Here is a 16,289-nt window from a genome sequence, read left to right as displayed (position 1 = left end):
ACGCTTCCCTGGACAGAGCGTGACCGCCGCAGAAACACATGCACCACCGCCACGTGCACGCATGATCTCTGCCTGCCTTCCAGGGGTGTGCCCAAGAAGGACACGGACAGGAGTCGATGTGGAAGAGCGCCACGCGGGAACCACCGCACAGCAGCCTCTCACCCGACGCCAACTACGGGAACTCGCGGAACAAGAACAGCGCGCTCAGGCATCGTTGCCAACGCCAACTAATGGGAGCACAACACCAGCCGCAACCCGTAGCTCTCGGCGGGCATCAGCAGCAAGTCCAACAAGCCCTGCACCGCGGCCACGGGTGTCCGAGGTGCCAACATCACGTCAACCGCTCACACGTGCCCAACTGCGTGCACTCGAGAACGCGCAACGGAGCAACGAGAGCACCACACCCCCCGCCCCACAGCCGCCAGCGGATTCCCACTCAAGTCCAGCGCTCGCTGAACTTCAGGCACTTGCGGCACAAACTGCGTCCGCACCGCTCAACGCCCCCAAAGCCAGCGCCCCCAGCGTGCCCACCCCACACCAACCACGCGCTACTGCGCGCACACGGCGCGCACGTGCAGTGCAAGCGACAGCTGCGAGCCCAGCCAGCAGCATCACCCCAGCACCAAGCACGACACTTGTGCGGGACAAAGAACTCCCCGCCCACCCGTCAGCAGCGACTCCTGCACCCGCGGTGGACCCATCCGTCGCCAACATTCTTGCTGAAGTCAACGCAGTTGTCGCGCGAGTGGAAGCAGCACTCGTTGCACCCAACCCTCACCCCACACAATCGGTGTTGATCCTTGGATCTGGGCGTTCCGCGGCAACCCCAACCTCAGCCCCCAGTGCTTCCTCACCGCTTTCCGCTCCCGCTCCCTCGTTCTTATCTGTTGTCACTCCACAGACAGCGCGTTCAGCAACAAGCCCCCACGGTGCGTTGACTTCTGATGCGCAATGCCACCAACCAGTACGCTCGGCGGTGTCTCCCGCAATTGCGCAACCCCACGGACACCTCCCACTGGATGACCTCCTCGCCCCCAGTAGTTCAGTGGGGGCTGAGAAACGCCAAATCAGTCGGGAACGGTCCGAACGAACTGCGTCTGGTTCACAACGGTGGATGTCACGGTTCGCAGTCCTCGGATCGATCGCTGCGGCGACTATCGCTGCTCCTATTCTCATGGGCGGGACGCAGACAGACGCCCCCATTTTCGCGGATGCACAACCAGTCGAATACGACGGCCCTAACACGGTCGACGTCGTGGCAGCAGGGGCGACAACCACCGACGTGCCCGCAGGCATTGCACAATCTGTCTCTGAAGATCAACGCGCATACCTTGTTGCCTCACGCTCTGAACAACGTGAAGTCCTTGAAGGATGCGAGTCCGGTGTGCGGCCCGCTGGTACCAACGGTCAGCTCGCCACATCAGACCTTTGCCGCGTGATGAACAACCAGTACCTCCGCGCGGATGCCGCTATCGCTTTGGCCGCGCTGAATGAGCAATACCAAGCGCGGTTTGGCCACGCCATGTGTGTCACCGACGGATACCGCACCCTCAGCACCCAATACACCCTGAAAGCAACAAAAGGGTCACTGGCTGCGACCCCAGGTACGTCTAACCACGGGTGGGGCCTCGCGATCGACATATGCCCTGACACCTACCAAGCCTGGGATAAATGGAACTGGCTGAAAGAGAACGCCCCCACATACGGCTGGGCGCAACCTGGCTGGGCGTCACGGTCCTATGAACCATGGCACTGGGAATACACAGCGGGTGTCGAAGAAATGGCCTCACGGTAAAGCAGGCTGTCCACAATCCCAGTGAACAACAGCAGTGAGCCCCGGCACTTCAGGTGCCGGGGCTCACTGCTGTTCTGGTAGCCAATGTGAGTTCGTTGTACGCAACGATCACATTGACCCGCCTCCTCCACGAAACAAAGCGGGTGGGGAAAGCGTGTGCTTTCCCCACCCGCAGTGTCTGCGCCAGGCTGACGCTTACTTGCGCTTACCGCGAGCCTTTGGTTCGTCGACCGGAGCTGCCACGTCCCCGGTTTCCTCCTTGGCTACGGCCACCTCAGCTGCACGTGCAGCCTTCCGGCGCGCCCGCACCTCATCGAAGCTGGTGCCGTAGTACGCAGCTTCCATGATGGTCTTCATGTCCTCGATCATCGGCATGCGTGGGTTTGCTGGTGCGCACTGGTCTTCGTATGCGCCCATTGCAACCTCGTCGAGGCGACCGATGAAGGCTTCCTCGTTCACGCCTTGCAGTTGGAATGATGCAGGAATTCCGACAGCTTCACGCAGTTCTTCGATGGCGCGTGCGTAGGATTCCACACCCTCCTCCGGCGTTGACGCAGGAAGTCCGAGGTGAGCAGCGATCTGCTGGAACCGTTCTGGAGCAACGTAGTGCTCGTACTTTGGCCAGGCGTTGAGCTTGGTGGGAACAGTTCCGTTGTAGCGGATCACGTGCGGCAGGTAGGTGGCGTTTGTCCGACCGTGAACTAGTTTGAAGGTCGAACCGGTCACGTGGGACATGGCGTGGACTATGCCAAGGAACGCGTTACCGAACGCCATACCGGCGATCGCACCGGCGTTGTGCATCTTCTCCCGAGCCTTGACGACCTTCTCGTCCTTTGACCCTGGGCCACCCTTGACCGACAACACGATGTTGTCGAAGATCAACTTGATCGCGTGGAGTGCAAGACCATCGGTGTAGTCATTGGCGTACACCGACACATACGCCTCGGTTGCGTGGGTCAGAGCGTCGAAACCGGTGTCTGCGGCGAGGAAGTCCGGCATCATTTCGGTGAGTACGGGGTCCACAATCGCCACGGTGGGTGTCAGCGCGTAGTCAGCAAGTGGGTACTTCTTGTTCTTCTCTGGATCAGAGATCACCGCGAACGGTGTCATTTCCGAACCAGTTCCTGACGTGGTGGGGATGCAGACCAACTTGGCCAAAGCGCCAAGGTCAGGGAACTTGAAGGCACGCTTACGGACGTCGAAGAACTTCTCCTTCATGTCGGAGAACTCGATGTCTGGGTGTTCGTAGAGCAGCCACATCACCTTGGCAGCGTCCATCGGGGAGCCACCACCAAGTGCGATGATCGTGTCAGGCTGGAAGTGACGCATTTGCGCGGCACCTTCCTGAACGAACTTCACTGTTGGCTCTGGCATGACGTTGTCAATGATTTGCAACGCAATCCGGTTACCGGGGCGGCGGTGAAGAACATCGAGGATGCGGTCCACAAAGCCGAGCTTGGTCATGGTGGGGTCGGTGACGATGGTGACGCGGTTGATGCCACGCATGTCAGCGAGGTAGCGGATCGCGTTGGGCTCGAAGTAGGTTTTTGCTGGAACCTTGAACCACTGGAGGTTGTTGTTCCTGCGTCCGATGCGCTTGACGTTCACGAGGTTTACCGCCGACACGTTGTTGGAAACTGAGTTGTGTCCGTAGGAGCCACAGCCCAGGGTGAGGGAGGGGATGAAAGCGTTGTAGATGTCACCGATACCACCCAGTGCGGAGGGGGCGTTGGTGATGATACGAACAGCTTTAACCCGCTTGCCGAACTCCCGGATGATGTCTTGGTCATCGGAGTGGATTGCACCGGAGTGGCCCAGACCGTCAAATTCCACCATTTGCTCAGAGAGGCGAATACCCTCTTCAGCGTCCTTGGCACGAAGAACGGCAAGCACGGGGCTGAGCTTTTCGCGGGACAGTGGCTCTGAGGGGCCAACTTCGGAGATTTCAGCAAGGATGATTGAGGTGTCTTCAGGAACTTCGAAGCCAGCCTGCTCTGCGATCCATACGGGAGACTTACCCACGACTGTTGCGTTGAGCTTGGCTTCTCCGCAGTTCTCGCTGTTCGCGTTGACACCGAAGATGAACTCTTCAAGCATCTTCTTTTCTGCTGGTGTGGCTACGTGAGCGTGGAGCTTACGGAACTCAGCCATTGCTTCGTCATAGATGGGTTCGTCAAGGATGACGGCCTGTTCTGATGCGCAGATCATCCCGTTGTCGAATGCCTTAGACAAGACAACGTCGTTGACAGCGCGCTTGAGGCGTGCGGTGCGTTCGATGAAGGCGGGGACGTTTCCGGCGCCAACACCGAGGGCTGGTTTTCCGCAGGAGTACGCTGCGCGTACCATGGCGTTTCCACCGGTGGCGAGGATGAGTGCCACACCTGGGTGGTTCATGAGGGCACTGGTTGCTTCCAGTGATGGGTGTTCAACCCATTGGATGCAGTCTTCAGGTGCCCCCGCGGCGACAGCTGCGTCGCGGACAACCTTAGCGGCTTCAACGGAGCAGTTTTGTGCGGAGGGGTGGAACCCGAAAACGATGGGGTTACGGGTCTTCAGTGAGATAAGAGCTTTGAAGATGGCCGTGGAGGTGGGGTTCGTGACGGGAGTCACGCCACAGATCACGCCAACTGGTTCAGCGATCTCGGTGATTCCGGTCAGTTCGTCGTGGCTGATTACACCTGCTGTGCGTAGGGACAGCATGGAGTTGGTGACGTGTTCGCAGGCGAAGATGTTCTTCACTGCTTTGTCTTCGAAGACGCCGCGGCCGGTTTCTTTCACAGCGGAGACGGCGAGTTCACCGTGGACGCTCAACGCGGCAACGGATGCTTTCTTGACAATGTAGTCAACGGCTTCTTGGTCGAGTGCAAGGAATTCCTTGAGTGCACCCTGAGCTTTGGTGACGAGCGCATCGACTTCCTGTTGTGCAGGAGTGGCGACGGCATTTTCTGTGGCAGTCATGGTGTCCCTCTTTCGGGGCGGTTCGTACCGTGTTCGTTACGTCTTCAGACTACCGTCCTGTGGCCTGACCACATAGGTCAAAAGGTCCCATGATTAAGAATTTTTCGTGAACAAATGCCACGTTGCCTGAACACGGCGCTGTGAGTGAAGGAGAGCGGTGAAACGAGGGCGGGTGAATTTCCTGGCTAACCCAAGAAAGGTGGCTGATGTTGCGCATGCTTAGGTGAGCTCAGCCGTAGATTAATGGTACAAGATAACACACAATGCACGTCCGATCAGCGCCCGGTGTGGAGGCGACGATGCACCCCAAAACGACAGCTGACGGTGGACAGAACGACCATCACCACCCCCACCTCACCAGCGATGGCCCAACGAACCAACTCAAAGACACCAGGGACCACGTTCTCACCGAACTTGTTCGCCTTGTCCTTGAATGGACGACGCCTGCAATGTTTCAGAGGTTCGCACAGGAAGCGGACGTGCCTCTTGACCCTGCTGACATTTCCCACTTCTATTTGTTGGCACAGTACGGTCGGATGCACCCCAGTGAACTTGCTGCACGCCGCGGCATTGGGGCCTCAGCCGTGTCGAAACTCATTGGCCGTTTGACCGAGGTCGGTTACGTGCGCCGTGAACCAGACCCGGCGGACCGTAGAGCGACCTACATCGTCCTGACAGATGATGGGCAGGCTGCGGCGCAGCGATTCCTTGCCCATTCTGAAGAGCTCATGGACCAGGTTGTTGATGGGTGGACAGACGAGGAACTCACCACATTTGCCGCACTGACCTGCAGGATCTCTCGGAGATGGGAAGAATACTCACGAGGTGCGCGGATGCCTGACAACGACGAGGAACGCTCTTAGTCCACGAGGTGTGACTGGATCATCCTAGCCAGGTGCTCAGTGCAGGTACCGACCTCTGGGTATGACACCCACCGATCCGCGAAGGCACGCAACGCTGTCCGGTCACCATCCCATGTCTTCATGTGCTCGAGTAGTTCGTCAAAGCTGCGAGTAATTGGACTGGGAACCTCGGCAGCGAAATCCAGATAAAAACTTCGTTTCGCTGAATACTCCTCAACATCTGGCGCCAAAATCATCACAGGAACATCTGCAACAGCAGCCTCAAGCATGATGGACGAGTAGTCAGTCACAAGGAAATCAGCGACCGCAAGCAATTCGAATGCACTGTACTGTGCGTAGCGCACCGAGGTAGTATCCCGTGCCCCGGACAACGCAACGGGATGAGGTTTCGCAATGAGGGTGTACCCGTGCTTGGCAAAATACCGGTGTAGTTCGTCAGCAGCGAAGTGCTGGCCCTTTTGGAAGGTCGGTGCAAACAGCACAGTTGGCTTCTCCCGTAGTTCTGGAAAAACGCGGTAGAGACGCTCGCGCTGCTGTGCCATGTGAGCGCGATTAGTGAGCACATCAACACGGGGGAGAGGAGCCACAACAACTCGTTCAGAAGGCGTGTCAAATGCCTCAGCAAATGCAGGCACGCACGCGGGTGAACTGCAGGCAACCACGTCGTACCGTGCATGCATGCGCATCACTGATGCAACCCGTGAATCTGACCCCTCACCGCTGTCCACAATGGAATACCCAAACTTCTTGATTGATCCCAACGCGTGCCACATTTGTATGACATGAAGACCAGGACTGTGGCGGAGCACCGAGACCGGAATGCAGTACGTGTCCAACACAACAACCCGTGACGTGGCAATGTGGTACATCTGCACAAACACGTGGGCGAGATAACCAACCTTGCGGCGCATCGACGTGTGAAATTCATAAGTCAACACGGTGATCTCCACGGAAGGATCGTCGTGCGAGAGCTGATTGACCAATGCTGTGAAATCGGTGGAGGGGGAGTTTCCTTGCCGAGAAATAAATGTCACTTTGTGTCGACGGTGCAGCATGCGCATCGGTGCATACACAACAGACAACACAGCGCGCACCGCCCATGCGGCGACAATCATCACGACCGGCCACCTACCTGCAGGTGGGGGGCGATCAATGTGTCAACAACTCGAGCAGTTGCCTGACCGTCACAAGCCCCGCAAAAGAAGGTGAGGAAGTCGTCGTGAGCTGCAGTATCCCAGGTGCCATGGGTGACATGGGCAACTAGGTCCTCATGAGTGCGTGCCACAGGACCGTAGGTGTACCAGTCGTACGGGTAGTAAAAATCACGGGCAGCGATATATTCCTCGAGGTCAGGGCAGAAAAACACGGTGGGGCGCCCGAGGAGAGCGAAATCAAAAATGATGGAAGAATAGTCGGTCACTAAGACATCGGTTGCCATGAGTAACGAGGTGGTGTCTGACCATCCAGACAGATCACGGAACCGTGGATCTGATAGTGCCTGAGGGCGTGAGGTGACAAACGGGTGTGGCCGGTATCCGATCACCCACCCTGGCCCCAGGCGGTCAGCAAGGTCTGTCCAATCAATCCATTCGTCGTTGTAGTAGGCGCTCAGTTGCCCATTTCCTCGAAATGTTGGAGCGAACAACAGCAGCCGGTGGCCATCAGGGATACTCAACTCGTCACGGACACGCATTGTGGAACGTTCAATGATGGTGTCATCAAAAAATGGGTCAGTTCGGGGAATGCCGGTGGCGTGTACTTTGTCGATGCTGATCCCAAACGCTTCCGCGTAGTTTTTTCGCACCTGTTCGGAGGAGGTGATCGCCGCCGAATAGTTCTTGTGGGTGCGTGACCCCTTAATGGGGCCTCCTGGTTTACCGGCGCGGGAAAATCCCATTGTTTTGAACGCCCCGGATGCATGCCATAGTTGGATGAGTTGGGTCCCGCGCCGCAATGGTATTTGGTAGATCATGGGGTAGAAGTCGTCAACGATGATGACTGAGGCGCGTGCCATCACGGCGCAGAGTCTCACCCGCTCACGAAACGGGAGTCGGTGACGCAAACTCTTGCGAAGCACCGCCTCAATAGGAATGCCACGTTCTGTGAGTTCATCGTGAACTGCTGCCATGTTCCCTACAAGGCGGTCAGAGGACACAGACAAAAAAAGCACGATGGGCTGGCGTCGGGTCACAACCGTGAAGAAGAGGTACCCCACAATGTACGGGGTTTGGCGGACTATTTGCAGAAGTGACTTCACGGAGACGGACTGTGGCATCAGGCCATTTTATCCCCTCGATGTGGAGGGTTGCGTCGTGTTGTGTGCGCCCTTCGCATACCTCGTTGAGAAGGAACTTGATGCGTCCGCGCTGTGAACTGTGTCCATCAATGACGCAAGGCCCGACACCGTGGTGGGTGCCGGGCCTTGCTGTGTTGTGGTGCCCTCGACAGGATTCGAACCTACGACCTTCTGCTCCGGAGGCAGACGCTCTATCCACTGAGCTACGAGGGCGTGTTGCCGCGTATCAGAATACCAGCCTCAACGGGCAGGTGGTGCATCTCAGGTGGCGGATGTGTCGCGTCTCTCAATGTAGTGGTCGATGTAGCTGGCCATTTCGGTCATTGCCAGGTACTGGTCTCCGAGGATGATGGCTTCGACGAGTCCGTCGTGGTCGTCTTCGGTGTGGGCGGACACTATGTGTTCGACGTTGCGGCGGATGTTTTGGCTGACGGCTTCGAGTAGCCCTTCGTAGAGCGACGCGAGGACTGGGTTGTGGGCGGCCTGGGCGACAGCAAAGTGTAAGGTGACGTCTGCGCGAACCATGGAGTCCACGTCACCAGAAGCGAAGGCGTCTTGGCGGGCTGCGTTCGAGGCGCGCAAGTTGTCGATGTCTGTGTCGGTGCGGCGGGTGGCGGCCAGTCGTGCAGCTTCGACTTCCAGGGAGCGGCGTACTTCGAGAATGTGTTGGTAGTTGGCGTCTTCGAGGTGTCGGCCCATGGCTTGGGACATTTCAGAGGTGGAGCGAACGTAGGTGCCGGATCCTTGCCGACGCACAAGTAGTCCCGCGTGGACAAGTGCTTGGACGGCTTCGCGGACGGTATTGCGTCCTACCCCGAGTAGTTGGGTGAGGTCGGGTTCGGTGGGGATGCGTTCTCCGACGGCCCATTCTCCGGAGCGGATCCGGGCGCGCAGTGCGGCGACTGCTTGATCGATGAGGTTAGAACGTTGTGACATGGTTGCCTTGTTCGTGTGAAGGGTGGGGCGCGCCAATGAGCCCATGAATTGATCTGCGTCTCAGCGTAGCGTGTGATCTTACTGATGGGTAAGTGTGTCGTTGATCTTGGTCTGTGGTGGGCTGCGTGGCGGGGGGTGTGGTCGCGTTAGAATCGTCGGGTGACCCCTGATGAACTTTCCACTGCTTTGCACACTGCTCTGTCTGACGCTGTTTCGGCGGGAGCGATTACGTTAGCGTCTTCGGATGTTCCTGACATGATTCATGTGGAGCGTCCGCGTCAACGTGATCATGGTGATTGGGCAACAAATGTGGCGTTGCAGTTGGCAAAGAAGGCGGGGCAGCCTCCTCGTGTGCTTGCCGATGCGCTTGCTGCGCGGTTGCAGGAGCAAGCGGGTATCGCTCGGGTTGATGTTGCGGGGCCCGGTTTTTTGAACATCACGTTGGACACGGCGGCTGCCGGTGAGTTGGCGCGCACGATTGTTGAGGCGGGCGGCGAGTATGGGCGTTCTGCGGTTCGCGCGGGGCGCACGATTAACTTGGAGTTTGTGTCGGCGAACCCGACTGGTCCGATTCACATTGGTGGGACCCGGTGGGCGGCAGTAGGGGACTCGTTGGCGCGTATTTTGCAGGCAACGGGTGCTCATGTGGTGAAGGAGTATTACTTCAACGATCATGGTGCCCAGATCGACCGGTTTGCCCGGTCGTTGGTGGCGTCGGCGCAGGGGCTACCGGTTCCTGAGGACGGGTACGGTGGGCAGTACATTCATGACATTGCCCAGCAGGTACTTGCTCTTGCGGCAGCGGAGGGCATTGATGTTCTTGGTTTAGATCCTGCAGATACTCAAGAGTTTTTCCGTGCCCGCGGTGTGGAGTTGATGTTTGGTCAGATCAAACAGTCACTGCATGATTTTGGTGTCGACTTTGACGTGTATTTCCACGAGAACCATTTGTATGAGTCAGGGGAAGTGGACAAAGCGATTGCCAAGCTGCGGGACAATGGGCATATTTTTGAACAGGATGGTGCCACCTGGCTTCGAACCACGACCTTTGGTGACGACAAAGACCGTGTTGTCATCAAGTCCGATGGTGACGCCGCCTATATTGCCGGTGACATTGCCTACTACTTGAATAAACGAGAACGCGGCAGCGATGAAGTTGTCATAATGCTCGGAGCAGACCACCACGGGTATATTGGGCGTCTCATGGCTGTCTGTGCAGCATTTGGGGACACCCCACACACAAACCTTGAAGTTCTCATTGGCCAAATGGTGAACCTCGTCAAAGATGGTGAACCATTGCGCATGTCGAAACGTGCCGGCACAGTCGTCACCTTAGAAGACCTGGTGGATATCGTCGGGGTGGACGCAGCCCGGTATGCACTCGCTCGATCCTCAGTGGACCAAAGCATCGACATCGACCTTGATGTTCTTGCCAAGGCCAGCAACGACAACCCGGTGTTCTACGTGCAGTACGCCCATGCACGGACCGCTAATGTCGCTCGGAACGCTGCCGCAGCGGGGGTGCACCGTGATGATGCGTTTGACCCTGCGACCCTGTCACACCCGACCGAAACGGAACTCATTGGTCGCCTTACCGAATATCCGCGCATCGTTGAGCAAGCAGCGCAACTACGTGAGCAACACCGGGTGGCACGGTACGCTGAGGCGCTCGCTGGCGCCTACCACAAGTGGTACAGCGAATGCCGTGTCACCCCACTCAGTGGGGCCGAGGTCACGGACACTCACCGCACCCGGTTGTGGCTCAATGACGCAACTGGCCAGGTTCTACGCAACGCGCTGTCGCTTCTTGGTGTGTCCGCGCCCGAACGGATGTGACTGTGATGACGTCGGTTGACGCTGTATCCGAGCAACACGCTCTCACTGAACATGTGTGGCCTCGCAACGCCCGCCTTCACGACGGTGAATTCGTGCTGGCTGGTGTGAGCGCCACCCAGTTAGCTGATGAGCACGGCACCCCCGCTTTTTTCCTTGATGAGTCCGACTTCCGGGAACGTGCCCAACTTTTCCGCGATGCGTTTCGGGCAGCGTTTTCCCCGCTGGGGGTCGACGTTGACGTGTACTACGCGGGAAAGGCATTCCTGTCCATCGCGGTGGCGCGCTGGGCCCATGAGGAAGGCCTGCGGATTGACACCGCATCGATGGGTGAAATGGCTGTTGCCTTGCGGGCAGGTATCCCCGGCGACCACATGGGGTTGCATGGGAATAACAAGTCCGATGAGGAACGCCGCCGGGCCATCACACACCGGGTGGGGCGCATCGTCATTGACTCACCTGGTGAAATTGATGACATCGTTCGGGTCGCCCGTGCCCTCGGACGCACTGCGGCGGACCCAGTGCCTGTTATGGTCCGGGTCACCACAGGGATTCACGCTGGCGGGCACGATTTCATTGCCACCGCACGCGAAGACCAAAAATTTGGGTTATCCCTGGCCGGCGGACAAGCGCTTGCCACCCTCACAGCGGTCCTTGACCACCCAGAACTGCACCTCCTGGGGGCACATGCGCACATCGGTTCGCAAATCCAAGACCCCACCGCTTTTGAGGTGAACGCTCGCAAAATGCTGACATTGCGTGCCGACCTTGAGCATGCAACGGGTTACCTCATGCCGGAGCTTGACCTTGGGGGCGGGTATGGCATTGCATACACACCAGAGGAAACACCAATCGATGTGCCCAACCTCGCTCAGCGGCTCGCCACCACACTGTCCGAAGTCGCAGCAGAACTAGGCACAACAATCCCCCGGATCTCGATCGAACCAGGCCGATCCATCATTGGCCCAGCAATGGTCACCTGTTACCGGGTGGGCGTTGTGAAACCTGTGGTCACAGATGAAGGCGTCACCCGGCTCTATGTGTCAGTGGACGGGGGAATGTCTGACAACATTCGCCCCGCGCTCTACGGCGCCCAGTACACGGCCCGTCTCGCGAACCGCACCGGAAGTGAGCAAGGTGCCCTTGCCCGCGTGGTCGGGAAACACTGTGAATCCGGGGACATCATCATCCCTGATGTTGTCCTTCCCGCCGACATTGGGCCCGGAGATCTCCTCGTCGTTGCGGCAACAGGCGCCTACAACAGGTCCATGGCTTCGAACTACAACAACCTCCTCAAGCCGCCGGTGATCGCGGTCCGCGAAGGGCACACAACCGTCCTCGTTCGACGCGAAACCGAAGACGACCTCCTCGCCACCGACCTGGGCTAACCGCGGCACGAAGTGCCCCACAACACCCCGGCCGCTTGCCGGGAAACCACCTTCCGATGCGCGCCCACCTGACTGGGCGCGCATCGTCACGCAATGTCAGAACCGTCCACCACCCGCACGAGTGGTAGTTCAAGATCATTGAGTTCTGGGTGTTCCCCCTCATGCCACATAATCTCAATGGACGACACAATGCCACCGGTGTGCCACACCAACACACTGGGTGGGTCACCGGGCTCGGCGGCAAGCGACAAAGAAATCGTGGGAACCTCATCCTCATCTGAGGTGTCTGCCACGCCCACGGCGTCAAACGTCAGCGGCGACTCAAGACGAGCTAGACGCGCCCGGGAAATATCGGTCACTGCCGCATCAGTGGACACCGCAAGATCAAAACAAATAGGACACTGATTGTGGGTCACTAAAGCATCAGCGAACTGCGCCTCTAAAGCAGGCGCAAGATCATCGCTCGCAGCGACAATGGCATCAAGCAGAACTCGCTGTTCCTGCGTCGGGCGCGTCAACGTCATGGTGTCACGGTAAAACGATGCGCCCACTCGTGCACCTGGAATACTCTCCACCCCACACGTCCGTTCAGTGAACGGTGACGCTGCCCCCACAACAGACGCAGGTATTGTTGGCTGTGGACATCACAGCATGGAAAGGCGGCATCAGTGCCAGCACACACGGAGCACCAACCCATCCGCATTGCCCTCCTCGGGTGTGGGGTGGTTGGAACCCAGGTCGCGCGCATCCTGTTACACGAACGTCGGTCTCTTGCGCGCCGGGTCGGAGCTGAACTGACACTCGTGGGAATCGCGGTCCGTGACACTACTGTCCCGCGCGATCCCGCCATCCCCACCGACCTCCTCACCGCCGACGCCACCCAGCTCGTGGAAAACGCAGATATCGTCATCGAAGTGATGGGCGGTATTGACCCCGCACAGTCGCTCATTGAGCACGCCCTCGCATCAGGTGCCTCCGTGGTCACCGCTAACAAAGCACTCCTTGCCCAGCAAGGACCAGCCCTGTACGAGCGTGCCTCACACGAAAACGTTGACCTTGCCTACGAAGCTGCAGTCGCCGGAGCCATCCCCATCATCCGCCCCATCCGGGAATCATTAGCAGGGGACAACATCACCCGAGTACTGGGCATCGTCAACGGAACAACCAACTATGTCCTTGACCAAATGACCCGCCACGGGCTCACCCTCGACACCGCAGTCGCCGATGCACAACGCCTGGGATACGCCGAAGCCGACCCCACCGCCGACGTCGAAGGACACGACGCAGCCGCCAAAGCTGCGATCCTCGCCTCACTGGCCTTCCACACCCGCGTCCACCTCGACGACGTTGCCTGCGAAGGGATCACCAAAGTCACCGCAGAGGACGTTGCTTGGGCTACCCGCAGCGGGCATGTCATCAAACTCCTTGCCATCTGCGAACGCACCACCCACGGAGTCTCCGCCCGTGTCCACCCCGCGCTCGTGCCCACCACACATCCCCTCGCTTCCGTGTCAGATGCGTTTAACGCTGTGTTCGTCGAAGCAGAGAACGCCGGCCCACTCATGTTCTACGGGCAAGGCGCAGGTGGGGCTCCCACCGCATCAGCAGTCATGGGTGACGTCGTCACAGCTGCCCGCAACCGGGTCCTTGGTGCTCGCGGAGCAGGAGAATCTGTGGCAGCAGACTTGCCCATTTCCGCACCAGGTGACGCCCTCACCCGGTACCAAATCCGTTTGAGCGTGCTAGACCAGCAAGGTGTCCTTGCCAGCATCGCCAAAGAGTTTGCGGCCCGGGACGTGTCCATCGAAGCGGTCACCCAAGATCTCCGCCATGACAAAGATGGATATGCTGTCCTCGTCATTGCAACCCACACATCTCGAGAAGCTGACCTGGCTGACACCGTGTCAGCGCTGACATCACTCGACGTGGTCGATGAAGTCATGTCCGTCCTACGAATTGAAGGTTCCTGATGGCCCACGTGTGGCAAGGCATCATCAAAGAATATGCCGACTACCTGCCAGAACACCTCACCACCCACATTGTGACACTCGGTGAAGGGGGCACCCCACTCGTTCCGGCCCCAGCACTGTCCCAGGCAACCGGTGCAACGGTCTACCTCAAAGTTGAAGGCATGAACCCCACCGGTTCCTTCAAAGACCGGGGCATGACCACCGCAATTTCGGCTGCTGCTGCTCGGGGAGCCAAAGCAGTAGTGTGCGCATCGACCGGTAACACCTCCGCGTCCGCCGCCGCCTACGCCACTCACGCTGGAATGGTCTGTGCTGTCCTGGTCCCGGATGGGAAGATTGCCATGGGGAAGCTCTCACAAGCCATTGCCCACGGTGCACAACTCCTCCAAGTCGACGGAAACTTTGACGATTGCCTTGTCGCGGCCCGGAAACTTGCTGAAGCCTACCCGGTTGAGCTCGTGAACTCGGTCAACCCTGACCGTATTGAAGGACAAAAAACCGGGTCATTTGAGGTTGTTGACGTCCTTGGTGACGCCCCCGATATTCACGCTCTGCCGGTAGGAAACGCAGGGAACATCACTGCGTACTGGAAGGGGTACCAGGAATACTACGACGCTGGTCAGGCCACAAAAACCCCCGCCATGTGGGGTTTTCAAGCCGAAGGTGCATCCCCGATCGTTGCTGGACACCCGTTTGACGAACCAGAAACTATTGCCACCGCTATCCGCATTGGGAACCCCGCGTCCTGGGACAAAGCTCTGGCAGCACGAGACACCTCAGGCGGTCTCATTGACTCCGTCACAGACCACGAAATCCTTGCCGCTCACCGGTTGCTGTCCGCCGATGTTGGCGTGTTTGTTGAGCCAGCCTCGGCCGCTGGAGCTGCGGGGATCCTCAAGCACGCTGCCGCTGGCCGCGTGCCCCACGGAGCCACCATTGTTATTACCGTCACCGGCCATGGTTTGAAAGATCCGGCGTGGGCGCTTCGCACAGAATCTGGCGAGGACATCACTCCCGTGCGAGTCACCGCTGATGTGGTGTCCATTGCGCAGGCTCTGGGACTGAACTGACCTGATATGAGAATCGTTGCTGATGCTGTCCAGGTCACTGTGCCTGCGACAAGCGCGAACCTCGGGCCAGGTTTTGATGCGCTTGGCCTGGCCTTGCAATGGCAGGATGAACTGACAATCCATGCACTGGGCTCTGACAATGTGAGTGTTGACGTTGAGGGAGAAGGACAAGGAGAAGTTCCTCGTGACGCCTCGCACCTCGTCGTAGCCACACTCCGTCGGGCACTGGACCATGTGGGAGCCTCACACACAGGGCTCCGTCTCGTTGCCCGCAACACGATCCCGCACGGACGGGGATTAGGGTCATCTGCAGCAGCAGTTGTAGCTGGTCTCATGGCAGCACGCGGATTCATTTCGGAACCTGACGCACTGAACGACTCTGTGCTCCTCAACTTGGCCACCCAAATCGAAGGGCACCCAGATAACGCTGCCCCCGCAATTCTCGGTGGTGCAACCGTCGCCTGGATGACAGACCATGACCGCCCATGTGCGGCCCAGTTAGACCTGCACCCAGATGTTCAACCCACCGTTGTGGTGCCCACCACCCGATTATCCACCCATCGCGCACGCGGTGTGCTTCCACCCGCAGTCGCTCACTCTAGTGCGACCTTCAACGCGGGCCGCAGTGCACTACTTGTTCACGCACTCGCCCACAATACTGAACTCCTCTTTGACGCAACCGATGATCGACTCCACCAAGAATTCCGGTCCTCGGTCATGCCCCAATCCTGGGCGCTGATCACACAACTACGGGAACAGGGTTTAGCAGCAACTGTCTCCGGAGCGGGCCCCACAGTTCTCATCTTGCACCACCATGACGACACAGAACACGTTCAAGCAACCGTCAAGCGCATCATTCACGACACCGACGACCTGCAAGAACGCGAATGGGTGGTGAAAAGTCCCCAGGTCAACCGGACGGGGGCGACCGTGGAGCGCGTCACATCGCTAAGCAAATGACGAACGCAGTAATTGTCAAGTGGTATAGTGGCAACAGTTCTTGGCGCACTCATGTTAGCCAGGGTTGTTGACATCAACTATCTGATGCTTCTCATCACCTAGTTGTTCACCCTCAGGCGAGCGCTCATCTTAGCGGGTTCTCCCAGCTCCCTTCACACTCATCCATACACGTGATTCCCACTGTTGTGGTTCGTGAGGTACATGGGCAGGGCACTGCGGC

At 58.5% G+C, this 16,289-nt stretch carries 12 protein-coding genes and 1 tRNA gene; 7 read left to right on the top strand and 6 right to left on the bottom strand.

The genetic code is table 11. From position 1 onward, the window contains the following. Positions 1-118 precede the first annotated feature (118 nt). Positions 119-1,795 (top strand): M15 family metallopeptidase, encoded by a 1,677-nt coding sequence (locus JDEN_RS13070; protein ID WP_015772070.1) that lies wholly within the window; start codon positions 119-121, stop codon positions 1,793-1,795. A 195-nt stretch (positions 1,796-1,990) separates the two neighbouring features. Here the strand turns inward: JDEN_RS13070 and adhE are convergent, their stop codons facing one another. Beyond that, positions 1,991-4,753 (bottom strand): bifunctional acetaldehyde-CoA/alcohol dehydrogenase, encoded by a 2,763-nt coding sequence (gene adhE, locus JDEN_RS09075; protein WP_015772069.1) that lies wholly within the window; start codon positions 4,751-4,753, stop codon positions 1,991-1,993. Positions 4,754-5,052: 299 nt separating this feature from the next. Here adhE and JDEN_RS13065 point away from each other — a divergent pair, with 299 nt between their 5' ends. Beyond that, the gene (locus tag JDEN_RS13065; RefSeq protein WP_015772068.1) at positions 5,053-5,616 is read left to right on the top strand and encodes a MarR family winged helix-turn-helix transcriptional regulator; all 564 of its coding nucleotides are present in this window, start codon (positions 5,053-5,055) and stop codon (positions 5,614-5,616) included. Here JDEN_RS13065 and JDEN_RS09065 read toward each other — a convergent pair. The 4 genes from JDEN_RS09065 to JDEN_RS09050 all read right to left on the bottom strand — a co-directional run bounded on the left by JDEN_RS09065 (position 5,613) and on the right by JDEN_RS09050 (position 8,848). Beyond that, positions 5,613-6,731 carry a CDP-glycerol glycerophosphotransferase family protein gene (locus tag JDEN_RS09065; RefSeq protein ID WP_015772067.1) on the bottom strand — a complete coding sequence of 373 codons (1,119 nt, stop codon included), beginning with the start codon at positions 6,729-6,731 and terminating at the stop codon, positions 5,613-5,615. The two genes, JDEN_RS13065 and JDEN_RS09065, sit on opposite strands and share 4 nt — an antisense overlap. Further along, positions 6,731-7,891, bottom strand: a complete 1,161-nt coding sequence (locus JDEN_RS09060) for a CDP-glycerol--poly(glycerophosphate) glycerophosphotransferase (RefSeq protein ID WP_015772066.1) — start codon at positions 7,889-7,891, stop codon at positions 6,731-6,733. The genes JDEN_RS09065 and JDEN_RS09060 overlap by 1 nt, the downstream gene beginning before the upstream one ends. Before the next feature lie 158 nt (positions 7,892-8,049). Further along, positions 8,050-8,125 (bottom strand) — tRNA-Arg (locus JDEN_RS09055). Between the two features lie 48 nt (positions 8,126-8,173). Next, positions 8,174-8,848 carry a FadR/GntR family transcriptional regulator gene (locus JDEN_RS09050; RefSeq protein ID WP_015772065.1) on the bottom strand — a complete coding sequence of 225 codons (675 nt, stop codon included), beginning with the start codon at positions 8,846-8,848 and terminating at the stop codon, positions 8,174-8,176. Positions 8,849-9,007: 159 nt separating this feature from the next. Here JDEN_RS09050 and argS point away from each other — a divergent pair, with 159 nt between their 5' ends. Both argS and lysA read left to right on the top strand, forming a co-directional pair. Beyond that, positions 9,008-10,684 carry an arginine--tRNA ligase gene (argS, locus tag JDEN_RS09045; RefSeq protein WP_015772064.1) on the top strand — a complete coding sequence of 559 codons (1,677 nt, stop codon included), beginning with the start codon at positions 9,008-9,010 and terminating at the stop codon, positions 10,682-10,684. Positions 10,685-10,689: 5 nt separating this feature from the next. Continuing rightward, positions 10,690-12,069: a diaminopimelate decarboxylase gene (gene lysA / locus JDEN_RS09040; protein ID WP_015772063.1), complete on the top strand. Its 1,380-nt coding sequence runs from the start codon at positions 10,690-10,692 to the stop codon at positions 12,067-12,069. Positions 12,070-12,155: 86 nt separating this feature from the next. Here the strand turns inward: lysA and JDEN_RS09035 are convergent, their stop codons facing one another. Then, positions 12,156-12,644, bottom strand: a complete 489-nt coding sequence (locus tag JDEN_RS09035; RefSeq protein ID WP_015772062.1) for a hypothetical protein — start codon at positions 12,642-12,644, stop codon at positions 12,156-12,158. 93 nt (positions 12,645-12,737) lie between these two features. Between JDEN_RS09035 and JDEN_RS09030 the strand changes: the two genes are divergently transcribed. The 3 genes from JDEN_RS09030 to thrB are packed head-to-tail and all read left to right on the top strand — an operon-like array spanning position 12,738 to position 16,069. Beyond that, entirely contained in the window at positions 12,738-14,039 is a 1,302-nt protein-coding gene (locus JDEN_RS09030) for a homoserine dehydrogenase (protein WP_015772061.1), read from the top strand. Next, positions 14,039-15,109, top strand: a complete 1,071-nt coding sequence (gene thrC / locus JDEN_RS09025) for a threonine synthase (protein ID WP_015772060.1) — start codon at positions 14,039-14,041, stop codon at positions 15,107-15,109. The genes JDEN_RS09030 and thrC overlap by 1 nt, the downstream gene beginning before the upstream one ends. Positions 15,110-15,115: 6 nt before the next feature. Beyond that, entirely contained in the window at positions 15,116-16,069 is a 954-nt protein-coding gene (thrB, locus tag JDEN_RS09020) for a homoserine kinase (RefSeq protein WP_015772059.1), read from the top strand. Positions 16,070-16,289: the final 220 nt, after the last annotated feature.

Origin of the sequence: Jonesia denitrificans DSM 20603, assembly GCF_000024065.1 — a bacterium.
GTDB lineage: Bacteria > Actinomycetota > Actinomycetes > Actinomycetales > Cellulomonadaceae > Jonesia > Jonesia denitrificans.
The sequence above is the reverse complement of the archived record's forward strand: the minus strand, read 5'-3'. Positions and strand labels throughout refer to the sequence as shown.

Bases quoted from the DNA above. Each gene is read 5' to 3' on its own strand.
- adhE (WP_015772069.1), bottom strand. From the start codon at position 4,753: ATGACTGCCACAGAAAATGCCGTCGCCACTCCTGCACAACAGGAAGTC.
- JDEN_RS13065 (WP_015772068.1), top strand. From the start codon at position 5,053: ATGCACCCCAAAACGACAGCTGACGGTGGACAGAACGACCATCACCAC.
- JDEN_RS09065 (WP_015772067.1), bottom strand. From the start codon at position 6,731: ATGATTGTCGCCGCATGGGCGGTGCGCGCTGTGTTGTCTGTTGTGTAT.
- JDEN_RS09060 (WP_015772066.1), bottom strand. From the start codon at position 7,891: ATGCCACAGTCCGTCTCCGTGAAGTCACTTCTGCAAATAGTCCGCCAA.
- JDEN_RS09050 (WP_015772065.1), bottom strand. From the start codon at position 8,848: ATGTCACAACGTTCTAACCTCATCGATCAAGCAGTCGCCGCACTGCGC.
- lysA (WP_015772063.1), top strand. From the start codon at position 10,690: ATGACGTCGGTTGACGCTGTATCCGAGCAACACGCTCTCACTGAACAT.
- thrC (WP_015772060.1), top strand. From the start codon at position 14,039: ATGGCCCACGTGTGGCAAGGCATCATCAAAGAATATGCCGACTACCTG.
- thrB (WP_015772059.1), top strand. From the start codon at position 15,116: ATGAGAATCGTTGCTGATGCTGTCCAGGTCACTGTGCCTGCGACAAGC.